Annotated in this window: 21 protein-coding genes and 2 pseudogenes; 3 read left to right on the plus strand and 20 right to left on the minus strand. The window is 58.7% G+C overall.

Features of this window, described 5'->3' with window-relative positions; all coding sequences use genetic code 11:
* The first annotated feature begins 164 nt into the window (after window positions 1–164).
* Entirely contained in the window at window positions 165–1,175 is a 1,011-nt protein-coding gene (locus tag FHT28_RS16650) for a LacI family DNA-binding transcriptional regulator (RefSeq protein ID WP_047560449.1), read from the plus strand.
* A gap of 207 nt (window positions 1,176–1,382) precedes the next feature.
* Here the strand turns inward: FHT28_RS16650 and FHT28_RS16655 are convergent, their stop codons facing one another.
* The 9 genes from FHT28_RS16655 to FHT28_RS16695 form a co-directional block, all read right to left on the minus strand.
* Window positions 1,383–2,774, minus strand: coding sequence for an aldehyde dehydrogenase family protein (locus tag FHT28_RS16655; RefSeq protein ID WP_168596782.1), 1,392 nt, complete (start codon window positions 2,772–2,774; stop codon window positions 1,383–1,385).
* Window position 2,775: 1 nt separating this feature from the next.
* The gene (locus FHT28_RS16660) at window positions 2,776–4,422 is read right to left on the minus strand and encodes an acetolactate synthase large subunit (protein ID WP_168596783.1); all 1,647 of its coding nucleotides are present in this window, start codon (window positions 4,420–4,422) and stop codon (window positions 2,776–2,778) included.
* A 65-nt stretch (window positions 4,423–4,487) separates the two neighbouring features.
* Entirely contained in the window at window positions 4,488–4,811 is a 324-nt protein-coding gene (locus tag FHT28_RS16665) for an SDR family NAD(P)-dependent oxidoreductase (protein WP_168596784.1), read from the minus strand.
* Between the two features lie 57 nt (window positions 4,812–4,868).
* Entirely contained in the window at window positions 4,869–5,216 is a 348-nt protein-coding gene (locus FHT28_RS16670; RefSeq protein WP_168596785.1) for a hypothetical protein, read from the minus strand.
* A 68-nt stretch (window positions 5,217–5,284) separates the two neighbouring features.
* The gene (locus tag FHT28_RS16675) at window positions 5,285–5,707 is read right to left on the minus strand and encodes an organic hydroperoxide resistance protein (protein WP_168596786.1); all 423 of its coding nucleotides are present in this window, start codon (window positions 5,705–5,707) and stop codon (window positions 5,285–5,287) included.
* Between the two features lie 75 nt (window positions 5,708–5,782).
* Entirely contained in the window at window positions 5,783–6,841 is a 1,059-nt protein-coding gene (locus FHT28_RS16680; protein WP_246704872.1) for an alpha/beta hydrolase, read from the minus strand.
* Between the two features lie 124 nt (window positions 6,842–6,965).
* Entirely contained in the window at window positions 6,966–7,616 is a 651-nt protein-coding gene (locus tag FHT28_RS16685) for an isochorismatase family cysteine hydrolase (RefSeq protein ID WP_168596787.1), read from the minus strand.
* A gap of 39 nt (window positions 7,617–7,655) precedes the next feature.
* Window positions 7,656–8,183: a hypothetical protein gene (locus FHT28_RS16690; RefSeq protein ID WP_037199391.1), complete on the minus strand. Its 528-nt coding sequence runs from the start codon at window positions 8,181–8,183 to the stop codon at window positions 7,656–7,658.
* Window positions 8,184–8,254: 71 nt separating this feature from the next.
* A complete protein-coding gene (locus FHT28_RS16695) occupies window positions 8,255–9,532 on the minus strand; it encodes an epoxide hydrolase family protein (protein ID WP_047640755.1) in 1,278 nt (425 codons plus the stop codon).
* 370 nt (window positions 9,533–9,902) lie between these two features.
* Here FHT28_RS16695 and FHT28_RS16700 point away from each other — a divergent pair, with 370 nt between their 5' ends.
* Window positions 9,903–12,767 carry a winged helix-turn-helix domain-containing protein gene (locus FHT28_RS16700; RefSeq protein ID WP_168596788.1) on the plus strand — a complete coding sequence of 955 codons (2,865 nt, stop codon included), beginning with the start codon at window positions 9,903–9,905 and terminating at the stop codon, window positions 12,765–12,767.
* Between the two features lie 132 nt (window positions 12,768–12,899).
* Here FHT28_RS16700 and FHT28_RS16705 read toward each other — a convergent pair whose 3' ends face one another.
* The 7 genes and pseudogenes from FHT28_RS16705 to FHT28_RS16730 all read right to left on the minus strand — a co-directional run bounded on the left by FHT28_RS16705 (window position 12,900) and on the right by FHT28_RS16730 (window position 18,593).
* Complete coding sequence (locus FHT28_RS16705; protein WP_037199530.1) at window positions 12,900–13,136, minus strand: hypothetical protein; 237 nt, start codon at window positions 13,134–13,136, stop codon at window positions 12,900–12,902.
* A 180-nt stretch (window positions 13,137–13,316) separates the two neighbouring features.
* Window positions 13,317–13,403 (minus strand): annotated as a pseudogene (locus tag FHT28_RS36215) (IS6 family transposase); the annotation flags it as partial.
* A 117-nt stretch (window positions 13,404–13,520) separates the two neighbouring features.
* The gene (locus FHT28_RS16710) at window positions 13,521–15,314 is read right to left on the minus strand and encodes a PAS domain-containing methyl-accepting chemotaxis protein (protein ID WP_168596789.1); all 1,794 of its coding nucleotides are present in this window, start codon (window positions 15,312–15,314) and stop codon (window positions 13,521–13,523) included.
* 192 nt (window positions 15,315–15,506) lie between these two features.
* Window positions 15,507–16,373, minus strand: coding sequence for an HD domain-containing phosphohydrolase (locus FHT28_RS16715; protein ID WP_348644989.1), 867 nt, complete (start codon window positions 16,371–16,373; stop codon window positions 15,507–15,509).
* A 301-nt stretch (window positions 16,374–16,674) separates the two neighbouring features.
* Window positions 16,675–16,803, minus strand: a pseudogene (locus tag FHT28_RS16720) (FAD-dependent oxidoreductase); the annotation flags it as partial.
* 329 nt (window positions 16,804–17,132) lie between these two features.
* Entirely contained in the window at window positions 17,133–18,110 is a 978-nt protein-coding gene (locus FHT28_RS16725; RefSeq protein ID WP_168596790.1) for an alpha/beta hydrolase, read from the minus strand.
* Window positions 18,111–18,254: 144 nt separating this feature from the next.
* Window positions 18,255–18,593, minus strand: coding sequence for a helix-turn-helix domain-containing protein (locus tag FHT28_RS16730; RefSeq protein ID WP_168596791.1), 339 nt, complete (start codon window positions 18,591–18,593; stop codon window positions 18,255–18,257).
* 113 nt (window positions 18,594–18,706) lie between these two features.
* Between FHT28_RS16730 and FHT28_RS16735 the strand changes: the two genes are divergently transcribed.
* A complete protein-coding gene (locus FHT28_RS16735; protein ID WP_168596792.1) occupies window positions 18,707–19,693 on the plus strand; it encodes an NADPH:quinone reductase in 987 nt (328 codons plus the stop codon).
* A 15-nt stretch (window positions 19,694–19,708) separates the two neighbouring features.
* Here the strand turns inward: FHT28_RS16735 and FHT28_RS16740 are convergent, their stop codons facing one another.
* The 4 genes from FHT28_RS16740 to FHT28_RS16755 form a co-directional block, all read right to left on the minus strand.
* Window positions 19,709–20,599, minus strand: coding sequence for a LysR family transcriptional regulator (locus tag FHT28_RS16740; protein ID WP_037199408.1), 891 nt, complete (start codon window positions 20,597–20,599; stop codon window positions 19,709–19,711).
* Between the two features lie 137 nt (window positions 20,600–20,736).
* Window positions 20,737–21,054 carry a hypothetical protein gene (locus FHT28_RS16745; RefSeq protein WP_245297608.1) on the minus strand — a complete coding sequence of 106 codons (318 nt, stop codon included), beginning with the start codon at window positions 21,052–21,054 and terminating at the stop codon, window positions 20,737–20,739.
* A gap of 30 nt (window positions 21,055–21,084) precedes the next feature.
* On the minus strand, window positions 21,085–21,549 hold the full coding sequence (locus tag FHT28_RS16750) for a DUF1348 family protein (protein ID WP_037199410.1): 465 nt from the start codon (window positions 21,547–21,549) through the stop codon (window positions 21,085–21,087).
* Window positions 21,550–21,617: 68 nt separating this feature from the next.
* Complete coding sequence (locus tag FHT28_RS16755) at window positions 21,618–22,166, minus strand: peroxidase-related enzyme (protein WP_168596793.1); 549 nt, start codon at window positions 22,164–22,166, stop codon at window positions 21,618–21,620.
* Window positions 22,167–22,237 lie beyond the last annotated feature (71 nt).

The following is a 22,237-nucleotide window of genomic DNA, read 5'->3' on the forward strand; positions in this document are numbered from 1 at the left end:
TTGCCGCCAGCAGCCTCCCAGTGGCGTGTCCAAAACGTTAGTCGACATTTTTTGGTATGTCGACAGTATGTACGCAGCATTTAGAAAGGAATCTGATAAAACCTTTTATCATCACGATTATTTCTGCTAAAAGGTTTTATCATATTCGGTAAAGGAACCGGCCTTTGGTTGAAAAGGACACACGACGGCGGACGATCCATGACGTGGCCCAGGCAGCCGGGGTCAGCATTTCGACAGCTTCGAATGCCCTGAACGGAACCGGCCGCACCAATGCCGAAACGCGGGAACGCGTTATACGTGTAGCCAAGGAAATCGGTTTTCGGCCCAATGCGCTCGCCCGCGGGCTTCTGAGCAAGCGCAGTCATGCGATCGGCATGCTCACCAATGATACCTATGGAAGGCTGACGTTGCCCATGGCCGCCGGTGTGTCGGAAGTACTCGTCGATCACGGCCTCTCCGTCTTCCTCTGCGCCACCAACAACGACCCGCGCCTCGCACGCCTGCATCTGGAGACCCTCCTCGATCGACAGGTGGACGGTATCATCTTCACCGCCACGCGCCTCGATCTCAAGCCGCCGGCTGAACTGGCCAAATTGGCAATTCCTGTCGTCTATGCCTTTGCCGAAGGACCACCCGAAAATATCAGCTTTTTCCCGGACGATGCTCAGGGCGCCCGCCTGGCCGTTGAGCATCTGAAAGGACTGGGCCGCTCACGGATCCTGCACATTACCGGGCCGGAAGATTATCTCTCAGTGCGCATCCGCGCGGAAGCCTACTGCGAGAGCTTCGGCAAGGGTGCGGAAGTGCACTATGGGGATTGGAGTGAGGAATGGGGTCACGAGGCAATCGACGCCGTCTTTTCCCGGCCCGGAGAAAAGCCCGATGCCATTTTCTGCGGCAATGACGAAATCGCCCGCGGGGTCATCGATGCCCTCCGCGACATCGGCATCACCGTTCCGAAGGACGTCGCCGTCGTCGGCTTCGACAACTGGGAGGTGATCTCCCGGCAAACCAGACCGCCTCTGACAACGGTGGATATGGAATTGAAAGAGATCGGTCGCCGCGCAGGCCTTGCCATCCTCCGTCTGGCACAAGGCGAAACCGTTCCGACAGGCATCACTCGATTGTCATGCCGGCTGGTTGTACGCCAATCTTGCGGTGGCCAGGCTGGCTAAGCCTGCCACTGGTCAAACAGTCAACAGCTCATCAGCTTGCAGCGACTGGAAATCGAATGCTGCACTGAGGGTCTTGTGAGGTTCGCACTGATGGCCACTCTCGTTCCCAACGCGGACTTCGAACCGTGATTCTCACGTTAGGTCCAAGCCCTCAGATAACATTCGGCACGAAGATGCACACTAAAACGTCCCGCGAACGACCGGCAATCAACTGACGCCGTTGAACACAACCATCTTGTCGTCGGCCATCTCTTCCATAGTCCAGGGAATACCCCCGACGCCATATCCCGACTGCCTGCGCCCGGCAAAGGGCATCCAGTCGATTCGGAAAGCGGTGTGATCGTTCACAAGCACAGCCGACGCGTCCAGATGCCTTGCGGCCTTGAGGGCGATTGTTATGTCGGAAGAAAAAACACTCGCCTGGAACGCGTATGGCAGCGAGTTCGATATGCGGATCGCCTCGTCAACGTCGCTATAGCCGTAAACGCAGGTGAGCGGTCCGAAGACTTCAAGTCGCGACACTTTGGCGTCCGCTGGCGGATTAAGCAGGACGGAAGGCAGAAGCGTGGTCTCGGACAGCCGTCCGCCTCCGAATTGCCTCGCGCCCGCATCGGTCGCTTCCTTGATCCAGTTTGAAACACGCTCCGTCTCACGCGGCAGGATCAGCGGCCCGACCTCTGTCTCCCTTAGTGTGGGGTCACCGACACGGAGACTTGCTACCCTGGCGGCCAGTGCATCCGTGAAGGTCGCTAGGATGTCTTCATGCACGAAGAGGCGTTGCACCGACACGCAGACCTGGCCCGCGTGGTAGTATCCGCCTTTGACGATCGTCCCGACGATTGCGTCAATGCTTGCGCTGCGGTCGACAATAACCGGAGCCGCTCCGCCATGTTCCAGCGCGCATCGCGTGCCTGGAGGCAGCTTGCTCTTCAGATACCAGCCGACCTTCGCCGAGCCGATGAAGCTCATGAAGGCGACACGCTGATCCGTGGCAAAGCGCTCGGCAAGCGCATTGTCCTCAGTGATCAACGTTTGGCACCAGCGCTCGTCCAGTCCCGCTTCCCAGAACAGCTTGACGATCTCGATGCAGGAAATCGGAGTGGTTGCCGCCGGTTTGACGATGACCGGGCAACCCACGGCCACCGCAGGCGCAATCTGGTGGATGATGAGATTGAGGGGATGGTTGAACGCCGAGATTGCCGCCACGACCCCGATCGGTTCCTTGGTGGTGAAGGCCCATCGGTTCGTGCTGGCGGCAGTGAGGCCCATCGGGATCTCCCTGCCGCCAAAATTGCGAAGCTCGTCGGCCGCATTGACCAGACCATCGATCCCACGCGTCACCTCGATGATCGCATCCGTGAGCGGCTTGCCGCCTTCGCGGGCGATCATGACCGCAAACCGGTCTCGGTTCTCTGAGAGAAGCTCAGACACCCTTCTCAAGATCGCGATCCTGCGATGTGCCGGTAACCAGCTGTTGCGATCCGCAAAGGCCCGCGCGGCGACGTCAAGCTTGCGCTCGAGAGCTGCGGCATCGTCCGCCGGAATTTCCGCGATCAACTCCCGGTCGAATGCCTGATAAACTTTCAGCGTAAGCGTCATGTCAGTTCTCCAGAATGGTAGGAAGCCGTTCGCGCAGCTCCTTGACCAACACGCGCTCGTTTTCCGAGTAGTCGACAGGGATATTTACGAGGTGAACGCCACCGCCGGAAAAGGCATTTTCGAGAGTTTGCTTGAACTGGCTGATGTCGCTGACCCTTGTTCCCTTGGCACCATAGGACTCTGCGTATTTGACGAAATCCGGATTGCCGAACGTCATCCCGAAATCCGGGAATTCGTCCACCGCCTGTTTCCACCGGATCATGCCGTAGGCATTGTCCTCGATGACGAGAATGACGAGGTTCAGTTTCAGCCGCACGGCCGTTTCGATCTCCTGCGAGTTCATCATGAAGCCTCCGTCCCCGCAGACTGCCATGACACGCCGTTCCGGATAAAGCATCGAGGCGACCATGGCCGATGGCAGCCCTGCACCCATTGTTGCAAGAGCATTGTCAAGCAGCAGCGTGTTCGCCATGCGCGTCCGATAGTTCCGTGCAAACCAGATTTTGTACATCCCATTGTCGAGTGCGAGGATGCCGTCATGCGGCATGACCTCCCGGATGTCGTGGACCAGCCGCTGCGGCGTAAAGCGATCCTCCGTCGCCCGAACCGCGATGCGCTCGAGGATGCGTTCCCTCAGATGAAGAAGGGCCTGAGCGTTCGCCAACTTGCCGTCGAGGCGATCCGCCAACGCCTTCAGCGATGGGCCGATGTCGCCGATGACCTCCGATTGCGGGAAGTAGACCTGCTCGACGGTCGCGGGCTGATAGCCAACGTGGACGACGCTCGGACCGCCCCTGCCCATGATGAAGGGTGGCTTCTCGATCGTGTCATGGCCGATAGTGATGATGAGATCTGCCTGTTCGATCGCCTCGTGGACATAATCCCGTTCCGACAATGCGGCAGTGCCCATGTAGAGCTCGGTTCCGCCCGGAACCGTTCCCTTCCCCATCTGGGTCGTGAAGAACGGGATGCCGGTGCGAATGACGAACTGCGCGATGTCCGACGTCGAGCGAGGGCGCGAGGCTGCGGCCCCAAGCATGAGCAGCGGGCGTTTCGCCGCCGTGATGAGCGCTGCAGCGCGATCGAGGGCCGCATCACTTGCGATCGGCAGTTCCAGCTGATGCGGAGCGACCAGAGCGACCGGCTCGCATTCCTCAGCGGCGATGTCTTCCGGAAGCTCCAGATGAACCGGCCCCGGCCGTTCCTCCTGTGCGATCCGGAACGCTTCCCTGACCATTGTCGGGATTGTCTGCGGCGAGACGATCTGCCTAGTAAGCTTGGTGAGCGGCTTCATAGATGCCACGACGTCGACCACCTGGAACCGGGCCTGCCGGGACGAAAGTATCCCCTTCTGTCCGGTGATCATCACCATCGGCATGGCTCCGAGAAGCGCGTATGCCGCACCCGTTGAAAGGTTCAAGGCGCCCGGCCCGAGCGTCGTCAGGCAGACCCCCGGCTTGCCGGTCAACCGGCCATAGGTCGCGGCCATGAACGCGGCCGCCTGCTCGTGCCGAGTCAACACAAGCTGGATCGAGGATTTGCGGATCGACTCGACGACGTCGAGGTTCTCTTCGCCGGGAATACCGAAGATACGGTCGACACCCTCGTTTTCTAGGGCGGCGACGAGGAGATCAGAGCCTTTGGTCATGACGGATGCCTCTGTTGATTGCCGGGTCGATCAATGGGAACGATCGAGATCGAACTGCTCCATAGTCAAACATAGGCGTCTTCCCGATCCGATCCAACCGCACGTTGGTGCATATATTGCAGATGAGGTATGTTTGATTGACGGTAGCTTTCCATGCGGAGGATGGATTCGACCCGTCGAAGGTCTTCAGGATTGCCGAGATCCGCGCGGACCGGGGTTGTGGCCCAACCCGTCGCGGCGGCGATAGCATCCGCGACGCTCCTCAAGGATCCCCGGCCACGCGCGCCGCGGATGAGGTCATATCCTCGTCGCGCAAGCCTGTCGGCATAGACTGCGCCCATGCCGGAAGATGCGCCAGTTATGAGCGCCGTGCCCATTGCGGATGTCATCGCAGTTGCTCCTTTCAACAGAACATTTCCGAAGGGGCTTAAGACATCGGTTGGTGCCTAATGATTGCCCATGGGCGCGTGCTTGCAGATGAAGAAGGCGCACATCGACACGTCGACAGTCTTGATTTCTTGCAGGACAGCAATCTCGTCCGCATTGCAGGAGGCCGTGCCACCGACATAGCGGTCATAGACGGTGAGGCCGCTCACTCTGTCCGCCGGGCGACGGACGATGATCGCGCCGTCACGGCGGATGGCTTCCATCGCACCGTTGCAACGAAGCGAGTTGGCGGAGGTTCTCTCAAGCGCGAAGGCGCAGTCTGAAAACGCCGCGAGGGTTGTGAAGGCGATGACGGCAGCCGCAGCCCGGCGAGCACGAAGTTGGTCTGGACTGGTAATCGTAAACATCGAAATTCTCCATGTTAAGATCCAAGGGAGGGTGTCCCTGATTAAGGTTGAGTGACAACTACGGCGGTTCACACCAGCCGGATCGAAACGTCGATATTGCCGCGCGTCGCCTTCGAGTACGGGCAGATCTGATGCGCTTCTTCGATCAGGGCCTGTGCGACATCGCGCTCCACGCCTGGGATCCTGACGTTGAGACGGGCTGTCAGCGAATAGCCGTCGGCGTCGGAGAGGTTGAGGTCGACTTCGGCGTCGATCGCAACATCGCCGTCGAGCTTGATGCGTTTCTTCTGCACAATCAGTCCGATGGCGCTTTCGAAGCAGGCCGACCAGCCGGCGGCGAACAACTGCTCTGGGTTCGTGCCGATGCGCGCCGTGCCAGGCACTCCCAGCCTGACGTCGAGGCGGCCGTCGGAACTGCGCGCGACGCCATTCTCGCGGCCGCCGCTGACATGCGTCTTTGCCGTGTACAGGACTTTTGAACCTTCGCTCATGACATGCTCCTTGATCTTGTGTGTTGGACGATGACTGCTTCACTCCGGCCCCTACGGGCAGGTTCTTTTGTCTCTTCAGGTCTGGATGACATCGAGGACCGCCTGGGCGAATTCCTTCGGGGCTTCCTGCGGCAGGTTGTGTCCTACGCCGCCCCTGATGAGCCGATGCGAGTATTTCCCGGTGAACTTGTTTCGGTAGGACGGGGGTTCGGGATGGGGCGCTCCGTTTGCATCGCCTTCCATGGTGATGGTCGGAACCGTGACCACTGGAAACGCGGCGAGCTGCCTTTCGAACTCAGCGTATTGAGGCTCGCCGTCCGCGATCCCGAGCCGCCACCGATAATTATGGATGACGACGGCAACATGGTCCGGGTTGTCGAAGGAGGCAGCGCTGCGAGAAAACGTCGCGTCCTCGAACTTCCATTGCGGCGAGGCTAGCTGCCAGATCAGCTTAGCGAATTCCTTCCGGTACTTGTCGTATCCGAGCCGTCCGCGTTCCGTGGCGAAGTAGAATTGATACCACCAGGCGAGCTCGGCCTTCGGCGGCAGCGGCGTCCTGCCCGCCTCCTGGCTTCCGATCAGGTAGCCACTGACGGAGACCATTGCCTGGACGCGCTGCGGCCACAGAACAGATATGATGTTGGCGGTTCTTGCGCCCCAGTCGAAGCCCGCGAAGACTGCTTTTTCTATTTTCAGGGCATCCATGAGGGCGATGACATCGAGGGCGAGCGCCGAAGGCTGGCCGTTACGCACCACTTCATCCGATATGAACCGCGTTCCACCGTATCCCCGGAGACTCGGGATAATCACCCGGTAGCCCTTGGAGGCGAGAAGCGGCGCGACTTCTTCGAAGGAATGGATATCGTAGGGCCAGCCGTGCAAAAGCAGGATCGGCAGACCGTCGGAAGGACCGGTTTCGATATAGGAAATATCCAGCAACCCGGCGCGGATCTGTTTCGGGCTCGCGAATGACGGCTCCGATTGCGGTTTGCTTGTTGAGGTCACCGCATTCGATGCCTGGACCTTGGAAGCCACTAGAGCCGCAAGCGGTAAAGTGGCCGTCGCCATCGCGGCGGTACCGATGAGGCGACGGCGGAGAAGGTCGACGCTGCGGGTACTAAAAGACATGTCCATGGCTGTGCTCCTTGCTACAGGGTTGCCGCGGCGGCAAAGACGCGCCGGCGGCGGATGCCGAGGGCGGCAGGCGTTTTGGGGAGGAAAGAAACGCCCGCCGCCCTTGATCTGTCGTTGGTACCGTCTACTGCGCGGCGGACGCAGCGCTTCGGACGGACGACAGCGCCACGAGGATCTCCTCGGTGCTCACGATCGCGCTGGCGTAGTTCGGCATGTTGATTTCGAGCGCGGCATGCATCATCTCGTCCGAGTAGTCGGCGACGGCGTCCTTGACGACGGTTACGTCGTAGCCGAGTTCGGCCGCGAAGCGGACCGTCGCCTCGATGCATGTATGAGCAATGAGGCCGATCACGACGAGCCTGTGAATACCCTGCCTCTTGAGCTGATTGTCGAGATCCGTGTTGGCGAAGCCGCTGGAGCACCAGTGTTCCGAGGCGACAGTCTCACCCGGCGCGGGAACAAACTCGGCCCTATACTCGCCGCCCCATGTTCCGAATTCGAAGGTCCGGCGGTTCCACGCCAGTTTCTGGATGGGAGCGATGTATTTCCAGGTCTCGTAGTCACCCTCGCGGTAGCGGTGATGCATTGCGAAAAAGACGCGAAGTTTGTTTTCCCGTGCCGCTTCAAGAATCTGCTTCATGTGCGGAACGCAATTGTTTGCCTCGGCCACATCCTTGATGCGCGGCCAGATCTTGCCTCCTTCGGAAATGAAGTCGTTGTACGGATCGACGACCAGGAGGGCGGTAACGTCAGGATCGTAGGACAGTTGGGCCATTGAACTCTCCGTTGCGGCGTGGGGATCGCTGTCGATGAATCAGTTGCTCCTGAGCGCGGCACGCTCGATGCTGGCGGCAAACAGGGGCGTTTCACCCTTGTTGTGCGCGATCGACATCGGTTGACGCTGCGTACGAAAGATTTCGAAAGGAATTCCCTGTCGGTCGAGGGATGCAAGCATCTCCTTGGTGGCGAACGACTGCACCCGATTGGTGAATTCGCATCTCCCCTTCTCGATCTCCCTAACGCTCAGTTCCCAGGTCACGTGGATGGTGACGCGGCCCGTAGGCGTGAACACGTCGGAGTCGGAATCGAGGATCAGATGATCTTTCTCGCCGAGTGTTTCGACATAGTGCTGGACCATGAGGCTACCGCCGATCGTCTCGACATTGATCGACATGCGCTTGCCGTCGGGTGCGGTCGTGAAGCCGGCGGCGATATGGGCGGGCGAGCAGCCCTGATATTCCTTCTCGGGAAGAGAAAAGCACCACTTCGGAATGTCGATCTTCTCGATCGGTGCGTTGATGATGGCGCTGAAGCTTGAATCGACGATCTGGTTCTCGCTCATGTCCGTTTCTCCTTGATGGAATGGGGTAATACGGGGGGACGATGGCGCGGGGCGCCGCGCCATTGAATTCGTCACGTCTCGTCGCGCAGCGACTTGAACGACGCCCGCAGTTCGGTCGTCATCAGCTCCGGCTGCTCCCAGGCAGCGAAATGTCCACCTTTCGGCGGCCGGTTGTAGTGAATGAGCTTCGGATAAGCCTTCTCGGCCCAGCTCTGCGGCGCCTGGTAGATTTCGTCCGGGAAGGCGCTTACGGCGACCGGGATCTTGATGCCGCGAGGATCGAAGAATCCTCCCGACGGGAAATGGGCGTTGTCCCAATAGAGACGCGCCGACGAGATCGCAGTGTTGGTCAGCCAGTAGAGGGTGACGTTGTCAAGAACGTCGTCCGGTGTCAGCCCCTCCTTCGCGCCGTCGAAGGACCGTGCGATCATCTGGTAGCTGCGGATGTCGTGATCGAGCATCCAGGCGGCGAGCCCGACCGGCGAATCCACGATGCCGTAGAGCGTCTGCGGGCGATTGTTCATCTCGACCGCATAGCCGAGCCCGTTCTTGTAGAAATCGTCGAGCTGGCCGTAGGCGCGTTTCTCGTCGTCTGAAAGACCTGCAGGTGCCGGACTGCCGGCCGCGAGCGCCTTGGCTATGTCGGCGGGCACGGTTGCCGCCATGTTGGTATGGATGCCAAGCAGTCCCGGCGGCTCCTGTACCGCCATCAGTTCGGTTACGGCATTGCCCCAGTCGCCGCCCTGGGCGACGTATTTCGTGTAGCCGAGGCGTTGCATCAACACGGCCCAAGCCTTGGCGATGCGGGGTGGGTTCCAGCCAACCTCCTTAGGCTTGGCGGAGAAGCCGTAGCCCGGTAGTGAGGGGATGACGACATGGAACGCGTCGTCTTCAGTGCCACCATAGGCCGTCGGATCGGTGAGCGGCTTGATGATTTTCATCTGCTCGATGATCGAACCCGGCCAACCATGCGTGATGATGATCGGTAGCGCGTTCTCATGCTTGGAGCGGACATGGATGAAATGGATGTCGAGGCCGTCGATCTCGGTGACGAACTGCGGGAAGCTGTTGAGCCGGGTTTCGACGGTGCGCCAGTTATAGCCCTGCCAGTGCTTGGCAAGCTTCTTGATGGTGTTCAATCGGACGCCCTGCGTGTCGTCCGAAACCGTTTCCTGGTCTGGCCAGCGGGTCGCCGCGACGCGGTGGCGAAGGTCAGCGAGCTGGTCGTCCTTGAACTTGACATGGAATGGCCGGATAGCGTCGGCCGCCGGGGCTGCGGCCAGACGCGACGGCAGCAGGCTCATTGCGCCCACGGTAGCGATCCCCAGCGTTGCCGCACCTAGAAGCATGCGGCGGTCCTGATCAATCTCTTCGAAAGCTTTCGTATGCATGTCGAATCTCCTCAAAATCGGAAAGGTCTGGCTGCACCTCCGTGCTGCGTCAGAACCTACGAGGAGAGAGCGGAAAACGCCCGTTATGGGGTATGAGGAAGCGTTAGCTTTTGCGAGTGGCGTTGCACTGTCAGCGCCATTTGGATCTAACAGTGTTCACATCGTTGCAGGTACTCACCTGGTGTTGACTCTCAATTAGTTGTTTTACACAAATGGTATGCAATCAAAGAGAGCAGCCTTGGCGCAAATCTCTCCGAGTTTGCGATAGCGGATGAGATGGACTTCAACTAAGGTTTGGCCAGTTCATTGGGTCTCTCGGGAAGACACCATGGCGATTGAGGTGGTTGCAGACAATCAGGCATATCGCTTCGGTCCGTTTACGCTGGCCGTTAACGAGAGGCTGCTGTCCAGGAACGGCACCCCGACAGACCTGGGCGGACGCGCGCTCGACATCCTTATTGCGCTCGTCTCCGCCCCCAACGAAATCATCAGCAAAAAAGACTTGATGCTTCAGGTCTGGCCGGATGCTGTTGTCGAGGAAGGCAGCCTCCGTTTCCACATGACGGGCCTTCGCAAGGCACTCGGAGACGGCGAAGACGGAGCACGATATATCACGACGGTACCTGGACGGGGATATTGCTTCGTCGCTCCGATCTCGAGAACATCCGTCGACCGGGGAAGTGCGTCCGCTTCGATTGACCTATTCCCACACGCCAACCTTCCCCCGCTTCTCGGGCGCATGGTCGGCCGCGATGTCGATGTTTTGAAGCTGGCCGCTCAGCTCACCGATTCCCGTTTGGTTACGATCGTCGGCCATGGCGGTGTCGGCAAGACCACCCTTGCAATCGCGGCCGCACATCACGTCGCGGATCAGTTCGACAGACATGTTCTGTTTGTCGACTTTGGCGCGATCGGAGATGCTCGGCTCGCGGCAACCACAGTTGCCACTTTGCTTGGGTTGTCGATCCAGGCCGACGACGCTACACCTGAACTCGTCCGCTTCTTAAAGGACAAGCACATCCTGCTAGTCCTCGACACCTGCGAACATCTTGTCGAGGCAATCGCAACGACCGTGATGTCGATCCTGAATTCCGCCCCGCAGGTGCATATCCTGGCGACAAGCCGGGAAACCCTGCGCATCGAGGGCGAGCGTGTCTACCGGTTGGATGCCCTGGCATGTCCGCCGGACGTTCCGGAGATTTCGGTGGCGGCGCTTCAAGACTTCCCCGCGACACAGTTGTTTGTCGAACGTGCGGTGGCCGGCGGAGCTCAACTGGATGTGAATGGCGCGCAGGCAGCCATCGTCTGCGAGATCTGCCGCAAGCTCGATGGTGTCGCACTTGCCATCGAACTCGCCGCCAGGCGTGTCGAGACCTACGGGCTGGAACAGACCGCGGCGCTGCTGGATCAGCAGCTCACGCTGTTGTGGCAGGGACTTCGAAGCGCGCCACCGCGTCAGCAAACCCTTCAGGCGACGCTGGATTGGAGCTATGGCCTCTTATCCGATCTCGAGCGAACGGTCTTGCGGCGCCTGGCCGTGTTCGTCGGTAACTTCCCGCTCGATGCCGCCTTGGAGGTGGTGGCGAGCGAGACGCTCGACCGTGCGTCAGTCTTCGCGGCGATCGACAGCCTTGTCGAGAAGTCGATGGTGGCAGCGCGTCCGCTCGGAGCGATGATGCGCTACCGCCTGCTGGACACGACCCGAGCATACGTGTTGGACCGCGGCAAGGACGATGACGAGCGTACGGACCTGTCGAGCCGTCATGCGGCCTACTGCAGAGTGTGGTTCGAACAAAACGGCAGCGAGTGGTCATCGCTCTCGACCGCCACGGAACGCGCGCCGCACTTCAATGCAATCGACAATGTTCGTTCGGCCCTCGAATGGTGTTTTGGCGAGACAGGCGATGCGTCCATGCGCGTCGGACTGGTCGCGGCGGTCGCACCTGTGTTCCGGGCGATGGGTCTGCTGCCCGAGTGCCACCGTTGGACGGAGCGCGCGCTGCAGTCGATCGACGAGAAGACGCGCGGCGGCAGCGAGGAGATGCAGCTTCAGGCGTCGTTCGGGGTGTCTTTGATGTTCACACAAGGGCACAACGACATGTCGGCCGCGGCTCTCAACAGAAGCCTTGAGATCGCGCAGGCGCGGGGCGACTACCTCAATGCCGCCCGCCTCCTTGGGCCACTCTACTTCTTCCATCTCCGCAGCGGAGAGTTCCGACGATGCCTGCAGTATGCAGAGCGTTGTTTCGAGATCGCTGGCAGTCTCGGCGATCCCGCGGCGACTGCTCTGTCGCATACCCTCCTCGGTCTGTCGTACTGCTTGGTCGGTCGCCTCGGGGAGGCACGCACGACGCTGGCCCCGGTTCTCGAACCCGGAAGATCGCCTGCGAGCAAGCAGATCCATTATGGGTTCGACCACTACACCTGGGCTGGCATAGGATGGTCGACGACGCTCTGGCTTCAAGGGTATCGCGATCAGGCCCGTGCCGTTATTCGCCAGGCGTTCAAGGATGCTGAAACGATTCGCCATCCGGTGTCCTTCGCGATCTCGCTCAGTTCGATCGCAACACTCCTGTGGATCGGCGATCTTGACCTTGCGGAAGAGCATCTGTTGCCGTTTATAACGAGGGCGGAAACACTTTCTTTCGGACCATACCTGCCGATGGGACATGCGTTCCGAGCCGAAATCGCGATCCGACGAGGAGACGTAGAGGTCGGCGCGGCCGCCTTGCAAAGGCAACTCGAAAACCTCCACGTCGCACGCTTCGAACTGTTCACCATCCGGTTCCAGTTCGTCTTGATTGCGGGCTTTGTCTCGATCGGCCGCTACACCGACGCTTGGTCGCTGGCGGAAGACACGGCACAATTGATCGAGGACAAGGGGTACTTTTCCTATCTTCCCGAGCTTTTGAGGCTAAGGGGAAGCATTCTTCTGGCTGCGCCCGAGTTGAGCAACATGGATGGGGAGACATACCTCACGCAATCCCTGCAGATGAGCCGAGGCCAGGGCGCGGGATCCTGGGAGGTGCGAGCGGCGACAGATCTGGCGAGACTATGGGCTGGCCAGGGTCGTTCGACGGAAGCGACAGAGTTGTTGCGACCGATCTTCGAGCGTCTCACGGAGGGCCGAGATACGCCGGATCTCAAGGCGGCTGCAGAGGCGCTGGAGAGACTTGCACACCGCGGGAGATGATCAGTTTCTGGGAATTTGGGCATCGCAAGGGCATGATTGCAAATACGCACCCCTGCGAGAACCTGCCGCCATGCCTGCAAGACAATCGATTATCGCACCTATCGGTATCGGATCCTCGTGCCGATATGATTTTCAACGATCGAACAAAAACCGCTCGAGCCCACCGTTTGGACTCTGGGAAAATAAGTCTTTGAACAATTTTGAAACAATACGTGGGCGCAAACCGGCTCTCTCGTCGATCAGCACCACTGAGAACTTTTTTATCTCGATGGTGATCGTGCCCACATCGTCGCTGCGACGATACTTCCACGAATCGAGCGAATTGAATCCGTTCTGTATTGCCCATGCAGCAATAGTCTGCGCCGTCATGACGTGTCCCATTGCGGAGATCAAGGCGCCCACGCGCGTCTTCAAATCACTCCGCTACTTGGTGAATAGCTTGGATGAATCACGGAGATCCAGCACCAAATTGATTGGACCGCAAATTGTCCGAGCGTTGTTGCAAGTCGGACTCACATCTTTGTCTTGGCTGGTTATCTTGCCCCGGCTGTGGCTTACACCATCGCGACAGTACCACCGTACCGACCAAAGGATAATCTCACCCCGAAAATGCCGCCACTTGAAATCGCTCTTCAAAAATCTCGCTAAAAATTACCAGCCCTCATCGAGCGTCAGCGAGATTTTTGCAATCAAAGCCATATTGGCCGCCTTCCACTCCAACGAGGGGAAGGCTAGCGCCATCGTCACGATGTCCTAAAACTCCTCCCATTCCGTTTCTTTTGCAGATAGAGCTGCGGATCCGTATGTCGCGAGAATAGTTGGAGCATTGCGCAGTTTGCGCCCTTGGGCAGGAGGCGCTGCAGACTGGATTGCATGTCTTGTTGATACCGCAGTGCGAGCCATGACATCATCGAACTTGAATTGATCAAGAAGCTCAAAGAGCGCAGCGGCTTCGCGTGCGAGGCTGTGGCTTGCGGCGGTCTGTTCTTCGACCATCGCTGCATTCTGCTGAGTGCCTTGATCGACCATGTTTACGGCTTGGTTGATCTCCGCAAGCGCCGTCGACTGTTCGCGTGCGGCTTCTACGATTGCAACCACATTGGTGTCGATCGCATGAACCTGGGTAGCGATCTCTTGCAGAGCGGATCCCGCTTTGGTCACGAGCGAAACACCGCTCTGGACATGGCCGCCGGATGCCGTGATCAAAGCCTTTATCTCCTTGGCGGCCGTCGCAGACCGTTGTGCGAGCTCGCGGACCTCCTGGGCCACGACTGCAAAACCCTTGCCGGCTTCACCCGCGCGCGCTGCCTCAACTCCAGCATTAAGGGCGAGAAGGTTTGTTTGAAAGGCGATCTCATCGATGACCCCGATGATGTTTGAGATTTCGCGCGATGAAGCCTCGATTTGATCCATAGCGCCAATGGCGTCACGCACCACCGCGCCGGAATGCTCAGCATGCTCGCGCGTCCGGGTCACCAACCGACCAGCCTCTTCGGCCCGATGGCTCGAATCTTTTACTGTCGTGGTAATCTCTTCCAGTGCGGCAGCCGTCTGCTCGATGGACGCAGCCTGTTGTTCAGTACGCTTGGCGAGGTCGTCGGCGGCAGCTTGGACCTGATTTGAACCGGATGAAATGGCCTGTGCATTGTCTGCTACAGTTGACATGGCCCGCTTCAGTTTTTCGGAGGCTTCATTGAAATCCGTCCGCAACCGCTCTAGCGAAGCGATAAATGGCTTCTCAATCCTTTGCGATAGATCACCGTCCGCCAGGTTGGTCAGGCAATTCGCCAGTGCTTCGACATTCTCGACGCGGCCGGTGACATCCGTTGCAAATTTAACGACCTTGAAAACCTTCCCATTGAGATCGAAGATCGGATTATAGGATGCTTGAATAAAAACCTTGCGACCGCCTTTGCCGATCCGCATGAATTCGTCGGCAACGAACTCGCCGGCGCTGAGCCTGGCCCAAAATTGTCGATAATCGCTGGTTCCCGTGTAGGCCGGTTCACAGAACATTGAGTGGTGCCTGCCCTGTATCTCTGCAAGTGTATAACCGAGTGCTGACAAGAAATTGTCATTGGCAGTCAGCACATCACCGGTCGGCGTGAACTCGATGATGGCCTGCGCTCGCGACAAGGCCTCGATCTTTCCGGCATCTTCAGCCGTTTTCAGCTTCTGAGCTGTGATGTCGGTCGCGATCTTGATGACCTTGATAGGTTTGCCTCGGCGAAAGACTGGATTATAAGACGCCTCGATCCAGACTTCTTTGCCTCCTTTGCCAACGCGCTTGTATTGTCGTTGATCAAAATTGCCGGCGGCCAACTTGGCCCAGAAAGTCTTGTAGTCTGGGGATTGCGCATAGCTCCGCTCTACGAACATGCTATGATGTTTGCCGACAATCTCTGTGAGATCATAGCCAAGTGCACGGCAGAAGTTTTCGTTAGCGATCAGAATTCGGCCCGTCAGATCGAACTCGATCATGGCTTGCGACTTTGACAGAGCAGCAAGTGCTGCAAGAGCGTTGGCACCACGACTTAGAATATTCACGTCCAATCCTCCGTTGGATGAATGCGGTTAGAGCCGAGCCGCAGGTGAATATTCGCACTGTCCCATTAATTGATGTTTAATTGTAATTTCGGTGTTCATCGGATCGAGCAGAGCTTCGAAACGTTACGCACTCTGGCGGCCTAATAATTCAGTCGATGACGCCATTGATTATCATCCGCGACCCGAACGTTTTCAAAAGGTCTGATGATACAGACAAATATCGAGAACTGCCTCGGGCATGTCATCGATCTGCGCGGCTATCTCATAGCCTCGTTCGGGGTGGGTTCGGATGATAGCAAGTTCTTGCACCGTTAGTTGGCCGGGCTTTCGCAAAGGATCGACGGACAATGCCGTCTTGCCAAGATCATGAACAAGGCCACCCAAGCCTAACAACCGTATTGCATCCTCACCCATCGCAAGGCTGCGACCGAACGTGACCATCAACGCACTCACGCGTCGGATTTGCCGAGCGTAAGGGTACCGCGTTCCAATTCGTCCCGGCGCATTAGCGCCGATGGTCCTCGTTGTCGGGGCTTTCCGATATCTTCCGCTGGAAGCTGCGGAGCTTCGACAGAAACATTTCCGGCTCGTCGAAGTGATCGCTTTGACGCGCTGCCACCTCCCTTCGCCGCATCTCCTGCCCCTGCGGGCCGGCAGCTCAAGGCTGTTGATGAGATCGGCCGTGACGCGATGGCATCGCTCACGCCCTTCCTTCAGGCAATAGGCGGTAACCGACGTCAGGGCGGTCGCGGTCTCGGCATAGGGCGTCCCCGTGATCATGCGCCAGATATGGTCCGGCAAGATCGGATCGGCGGCCGACACATGGGTTTGATCTCGCGCAAGGCCAGATGAGCGACCCGCGGTATATTTACGTGTCATATGACTTGAAGAGGACACATCATGATCGGGTGGCTCGTTCGCATACTTATGTTGGGTGCCGGTATTGTCGCCGGTTGGTTCGTGCCGCGCGATCAGCTCGGTTACACGATCGTTCAGTTCGTCGTTCTGCTGTTGCTGGTTCTGGTGATATCGGTTGTGCTGCTGTATTTTCCAATTCACCGTGGACGCACCAAGCGTCCTCCGCCCAAGAACCTGAATGACGGCTAGCCGAGTTGGTCGGCGCAGGAATTCCCAAGACGGGGTAAATCAGGATTCGGTCCAGGGATGGCAAAGAAACGGATCTCCTCCCCCGAGCATGCCGAGTCCGAAACGCTATCATCTCCCCTTGGTCGAATAGGCAAACCGAAGGTCAGATAACCCGCCTGAAACTCATCAAGCGCCACATGTACAGACGTGCAAAGCTCGATCTTCGGCAGGCGCGATTAATCGGCGCAACATAGGGGCTCCGCATGAGCAATGGCCAACGCTCGGCTATACGGCTGCGCTCGAGCACCAAATGTGAAACATCGGCCTTGCTCAGATGTTCACTCATGGCAACACCGGCCTGGCCGGCACCGACGACGAGTGTGTCCACGACTTCAACTGACATGGCACTGTCCTTTTCCCCATCAGGGTTAGTTTGCTGGCTCTCCTCGCAGCTGTAGTGCACGTGCCCGGTATAGAAAATTACGCTTTCGTTTTGCAGTGATTAGGCTGGCACAAATCACGGAGGAAGGAGGACCTGCTCATGGCACCGGCAGGGTGGCCGTGTGTTTATCAACGGCGCGCCGCATGCCTCCCGGCACCCTTCGGCGGCTTCAAGCAATCGGCTTCGGACGGGAATTCGGCGTCTTCAGGCTGGAGGCTTTTCTCGAACCCCGCGCCCCGCTTGCCTGAAGACAGAAGGCCGCGCAGCTACAGGGCTGCGCGGCCTGATATTCAGTTATCTCCGAGGACCTTGCGGTCGAGGAAGTCGTGAATCATCGGCGCCATCACATCCAGCTTGTCTTCCAGCGCAAAATGTCCGGTATCCAGAAGGTGCATCTCAGCGTCCGGAAGATCACGAAGATAGGGATGCGCGCCTTCTGCAGGAAAGATCTTGTCATTCTTGCCCCAGACAATAAGGGTCGGCGGCTTGCGTTCGCGGAAGAAAGCCTGGAACTGCGGGTAGAGCGGCACGTTGGTGCGATAGTCATAGAAAAGATCGAGTTGGATATCCTTGTTGCCGGGACGGTCGAGCAGCGCCTGATCGTGAACCCAGTTGTCGGGGCTAATGCGGCTCAAATCGCTCATGCCGTCCGTGTACTGGAACTTTGTTGTTTCCAGGGTGACAAGGCCAGAAAGCGCCTCGCGATTGTTCCTAGATCCATCGGCCCAATATTTCTTGATCGGGTCCCAAAATGCCGTGAGACCTTCCTCATAGGCATTTCCGTTCTGCACGACGAGGGCGCTGACGCGATCGGGATGTTTCAGGGCGAGGCGGTAGCCGACCGGGGCGCCGTAGTCCATGACATACATGGCGTATTTTTTCGCACCGAGCTTGTCGAGCAATCCATCGACGAGATCGGCATAGTGACCAAATGTGTAGGCAAATTTTGCGTGGTCGGGGGCATCGCTCTCGCCGAAGCCCGGATAGTCCGGCGCGATAACGCGATAGCGGTCCGCAAGCAGCGGGATCAAATTGCGGAACATGTGCGAAGACGTCGGGAAACCATGCAGCAGTAAGAGCACCGGACCGTCCTTCGGACCCGCCTCACGATAAAAGATGTTCACACCGTCGACCGCAACGGTGCGGTAGTGGACGGTAACCGCAGCTTGCTGGATGGTTGTTGGCCCTTCAGCTGTTGCCGCTGCGGCCATCGACAGGGGAGCGAAGCTTGCGGTTGCGAGCAGCAGGGTCAAGATCAGACGTTTCATGGCAGGTCTCCTTCGGGTTTGTGCGCCAGCACCGACTGGCTTGGAGACCAACATATCCAGCCTCGCGAAAACGATAATCCGCTCAGTATGGAAGTGATAATTGCGGTGGATGTAACAATCACCGCAGTTCACGAAAACCTGGGCCTAGTCGCCAGTTGCTGCATCCGAGCCAATTTTTCCCCTGAACGACCGCCCCCAGTCCCGCATTGCCAACATGACGGGTTTGAGCGTTTTGCCGAACTCGGACAGCGCATACTCCACTCTAGGCGGGACCTCCGCGAAGACCGTGCGCTCGACAATCCCATCCGCTTCAAGTTGTCGAAGCTGGATTGTCAGAGAGCGTTGGCTGGGATCTCCCACCAGGCGCCGCAGTTCGCCAAACCGGCGGGGGCCATCCAGGAGCCGGAAGATAATCATCGGCTTCCACTTTCCACCAAGCACATCGACGGTGATTTCCACCGCACATCGATCGATGACATCCATAGCGAAGATCCAAGAGTGTACTTTTTATACCTATAGGCAAAAATATTGCCTACTTGCAACACGATGATCAGCCTCGGTAGGTGGACGGCATATCGAACGAGAGGAATCTGCCCATGAGAGCTGTATTTTACGACCGGCAGGGTTCAGCCCGGGACGTCCTGCAAATCGGCTTTCTGCCCGATCCCGAACCACAGTGTGGCGAAGTGCGGGTCAAGGTAGCAGTATCCGGTCTCAATCCGTCGGATGTAAAAAACCGCACCGGCTTTACCGGAGCGCCAATGCCCTTTCCCCGTATCGTCCCCCATCAGGATGCCGCGGGAACAATCGACAAGGTCGGGCCAGGCGTGCCGAACACCCTCATCGGTGAACGGGTGTGGGTGTACAAAGCGCAGACCGGCAAGGCATTCGGATCTGCCGCCGAATACGTGGTTGTGCCCGCCGCTCATGTGGTAAGGCTTGCGGATTCTGTCTCATTCGACACTGGTGCGTGTCTTGGCGTCGCTGCCATGACCGCGCATCGCTGCCTGTTCGCGGATGGTGATCTTCGAGGCAAGCGCGTGTTGGTCCAGGGAGGTGCGGGCGCCGTCGGTAACGCAGCCATTCTTCTTGCCAAATGGGCAGGCGCCTGGGTGGCCGCGACGGTCGGGCGCGACGAGCAGGCCGAGGTCGCCGGCGCCGCAGGTGCCGACCTGGTCATCAACCGGCATGAGGAAAACATCGCCGAAAAAGTCAAAGCCGCAACCAACGGCCAGGGCGTCGAGCACATCGTCGATGTCGATCTCGTGGCCAATATCGACGTTGCGGTCGCGTGCCTCGCTCGAGATGGCATTGCCGCGGCCTACGCGACCGAAGATGCGGGGGCGAGGCTGTCGATCCCGTTTATTCCGGCGTTGCGCGGCGGCTTGGCCTTTCGCTTCGTTTATTTCTACACCATGCCCGAGGTGAGCTTGCAAAAGGCGGCTGATGAAATCGCCGCCTGCGCAGCGTCCGGCGCTTACAGACCGACGATTGCCATGAAACTGCCGCTGGACCAGATTGTGGACGCGCATGAAGCGCAGGAAAACGGCAAAACCATCGGGAAAATCTTGATCGAGCTGTGATCGATCATTCCCAGCTCAGTTCAATAACCGGTTTTCCCGTAGGCGTTTGGCTGCCATATCGACGAAAGCCCGAACCTTGGCGGGCGCATGCCGTCCTTCCGGGTGGAGAATGTGGATGGGCATTGGCGGCTCTTCATAGTCGCTGAGCACGATCTGCAATTCCCCCGCCATGAGAGCCGGGCCGATCTGGTAGTGCAGGACTCGGGTTAGTCCCCAGCCTGAACGGGCGGCCGTGATGACGGCGTCGTTGGTGTTGCATTGTAGAAGCGGGTCGATGGTCACCCGCTGATCGTTTGCGAAACGCCATTCAGGCGAGGCCCAGGCGCTTGTGGAGGCGGCAACGCGATGATTCTTGAGGTCGGCCGGCGTGGTTGGAACGCCGTGGCTCTCGAAATAACTCGGGGAACCACAAATCACATGCCGTACCGCGCCGACCTTGATCGCGGAGAAACCAGAATCCCGTAGGTGGCCGATGCGAACCGCGACGTCCACCCCTTCTTCGACCATGTTGACGGGGCGATCGATGAACAGGGTCCTGGCGTGGATGGCCGGATAGGCATTCAGGAACTCGGTTACGATGGGCAGCACATACATCTGCCCGAACAATGCCGAGGCGGTGATGGCCAGCGTACCGGTTGGAGTGGCATAGGAGCCACCCGCAGCAGCCTCCGCTTCGGCGATATCCGCCAATATTCGGCGGCAATCCTCGAAATACCGTGTGCCTGCCTCCGTCATCTTGACGGAGCGTGTGGTGCGAACGAACAGGCGGGCGCCAATGAGATCTTCAAGCGCTGCGACCGCGCGGGTGACCGCCGGTGCACTCATGTGCATGTGGCGCGCGGTATCCGCAAAACTTCCGGTCTCCGCAACTTTGGCGAAAATCCGCATTGCCTGCCATCGATCCATTCGCCCCTCAAAGATTGCTCGTTGCTCTCACGCGACCGTCGGCCGGAAATGTATCAATCCCGAAACAGATCGAGCAAGACCATTTCGAGATTGATACCAATGACATGACTGGAAATGTCACGAAAGCTTGGCGGTGGCTATGCGGATCGCAACAGAGATTGGTCCCTATACGACACCACCAGTTTTTCGATGTCGGCATAGGTTTGGGCGTCGATACCGGCTTTCGAGGCCCGCTCGCGGTGCTTGGCGGTTGGTTCGAGCGCCACGGCTATCGCTCTGGAGAGCTGAAAATCGAAGCTCGAGCCCTTGCGGGCCATATCGATTTCAGCCCCAGTCATGCCGAGCGCCTTGGCGTCTTTTTCCTGCTGTTGGACAAAAATGGGATCGCCGCGTCCGGCGGTAAGCGCGAGCTCGATCGACAGCCGTGCCCGCACATCAAGCTTGAACCCTGCCATGGTGGCGGCCTCCTTGATCTGGACCCGGCGTTAGAAGCCGAAGTCGCTGAGGCCCGGGTGATCGTCCGGCCGGCGACCGAGCGGCCAGCGGAACTTGCGCTCGGCTTCCGCAATTGGATGCTCATTGATGCTTGCATGGCGCGCGCGCATCAGCCCGTCCTCTGCGAACTCCCAGTTCTCGTTGCCGTAGGCCCGAAACCACTGGCCACTGTCGTCACGGTACTCGTAAGCATAGCGAACGGCGATACGGTTGCCTTGGAAGGCCCAAATCTCCTTGATCAGACGATAGTCGAGCTCCCGGTTCCACTTGCGCGTCAGGAAGGCTTCAGCCTCGGCGCGGCTGGTAACGAACTCGGCGCGATTGCGCCAGCGCGTATCGACGGTGTAGGCCTGCGCCACCTTGGCGGGATCGCGGCTGTTCCAGCCGTCTTCGGCAAGGCGAACCTTCTCGATGGCAGTCTGTTCATTGAATGGAGGAAGTGGTGGACGAGACATGATTGAACTCCTTGTTCGTGGGTAACGATGGCAGGGTGGTCGCAGGCGGGCGACCCCCCGTACGCGGGTCATGCCGCCAGGCGGTCAATACGTGGAAAATCGATCTCGGTACCGAGCGCTTCGTTGACATAGTTGGTGAAAGTGTTCAGCGCGACGTGCGCGATAATTTCCAGGATTTCCGCATCGCTGTAGCCGGCAGCGCGGACTTTTTCGACTTCGACCGGAGCCACGGAGCCACGGGCATCAACCACCGCGCGGGCGAATTCGACGGCGGCAGCAGCCTTCGGGTCATTCGAGGTGCCACGGCGGTTCGCGTCAATCTCGTTTTCATCGAGCTTGGCGAATTTTGTGGCGGTGTAGGTGTGTGCGGACAGGCAGTAATCGCAGCCATTGGCCTCGGCCATGGTGAGCGCAATCCGCTCGCGGGTGGCTGGGGCAAGCTTGCCCTTCGCCAATGCGCTCTGAAGGCCCGTCAGTCCGTTCAAAGCGGCCGGGCTGTTTGAGACCAGACGGAAGATATTCGGCACGGAGCCGATCTGCTTCTGGATGGTTTCAAGTATAGGACGGGACGCTTCCGGTGCATCATTGATCGTGGCGGGTGTGGGAATATGTGACATTTCTATCTCCTTGATTTGGTTGCGAAAGGCTGTCCCTTCCTCATAATGAGGATGCTCTGGTATTGCCTTGT

Origin of the sequence: Rhizobium sp. SG570, from assembly GCF_012275345.1 — a bacterium.
In the GTDB taxonomy this organism is placed as follows: Bacteria; Pseudomonadota; Alphaproteobacteria; order Rhizobiales; family Rhizobiaceae; genus Rhizobium; species Rhizobium lusitanum.

Excerpts from the sequence above, each read along its gene's own strand:
- FHT28_RS16655 (WP_168596782.1), bottom strand. The coding sequence starts at position 2,774 with ATGACGCTTACGCTGAAAGTTTATCAGGCATTCGACCGGGAGTTGATC.
- FHT28_RS16660 (WP_168596783.1), bottom strand. The coding sequence starts at position 4,422 with ATGACCAAAGGCTCTGATCTCCTCGTCGCCGCCCTAGAAAACGAGGGT.
- FHT28_RS16665 (WP_168596784.1), bottom strand. The coding sequence starts at position 4,811 with ATGACATCCGCAATGGGCACGGCGCTCATAACTGGCGCATCTTCCGGC.
- FHT28_RS16670 (WP_168596785.1), bottom strand. The coding sequence starts at position 5,216 with ATGTTTACGATTACCAGTCCAGACCAACTTCGTGCTCGCCGGGCTGCG.
- FHT28_RS16675 (WP_168596786.1), bottom strand. The coding sequence starts at position 5,707 with ATGAGCGAAGGTTCAAAAGTCCTGTACACGGCAAAGACGCATGTCAGC.
- FHT28_RS16680 (WP_246704872.1), bottom strand. The coding sequence starts at position 6,841 with ATGGACATGTCTTTTAGTACCCGCAGCGTCGACCTTCTCCGCCGTCGC.
- FHT28_RS16685 (WP_168596787.1), bottom strand. The coding sequence starts at position 7,616 with ATGGCCCAACTGTCCTACGATCCTGACGTTACCGCCCTCCTGGTCGTC.
- FHT28_RS16690 (WP_037199391.1), bottom strand. The coding sequence starts at position 8,183 with ATGAGCGAGAACCAGATCGTCGATTCAAGCTTCAGCGCCATCATCAAC.
- FHT28_RS16695 (WP_047640755.1), bottom strand. The coding sequence starts at position 9,532 with ATGCTTCTAGGTGCGGCAACGCTGGGGATCGCTACCGTGGGCGCAATG.
- FHT28_RS16700 (WP_168596788.1), top strand. The coding sequence starts at position 9,903 with ATGGCGATTGAGGTGGTTGCAGACAATCAGGCATATCGCTTCGGTCCG.
- FHT28_RS16705 (WP_037199530.1), bottom strand. The coding sequence starts at position 13,136 with ATGACGGCGCAGACTATTGCTGCATGGGCAATACAGAACGGATTCAAT.
- FHT28_RS16725 (WP_168596790.1), bottom strand. The coding sequence starts at position 18,110 with ATGAAACGTCTGATCTTGACCCTGCTGCTCGCAACCGCAAGCTTCGCT.
- FHT28_RS16730 (WP_168596791.1), bottom strand. The coding sequence starts at position 18,593 with ATGGATGTCATCGATCGATGTGCGGTGGAAATCACCGTCGATGTGCTT.
- FHT28_RS16735 (WP_168596792.1), top strand. The coding sequence starts at position 18,707 with ATGAGAGCTGTATTTTACGACCGGCAGGGTTCAGCCCGGGACGTCCTG.
- FHT28_RS16740 (WP_037199408.1), bottom strand. The coding sequence starts at position 20,599 with ATGGATCGATGGCAGGCAATGCGGATTTTCGCCAAAGTTGCGGAGACC.
- FHT28_RS16745 (WP_245297608.1), bottom strand. The coding sequence starts at position 21,054 with ATGGCAGGGTTCAAGCTTGATGTGCGGGCACGGCTGTCGATCGAGCTC.
- FHT28_RS16750 (WP_037199410.1), bottom strand. The coding sequence starts at position 21,549 with ATGTCTCGTCCACCACTTCCTCCATTCAATGAACAGACTGCCATCGAG.
- FHT28_RS16755 (WP_168596793.1), bottom strand. The coding sequence starts at position 22,166 with ATGTCACATATTCCCACACCCGCCACGATCAATGATGCACCGGAAGCG.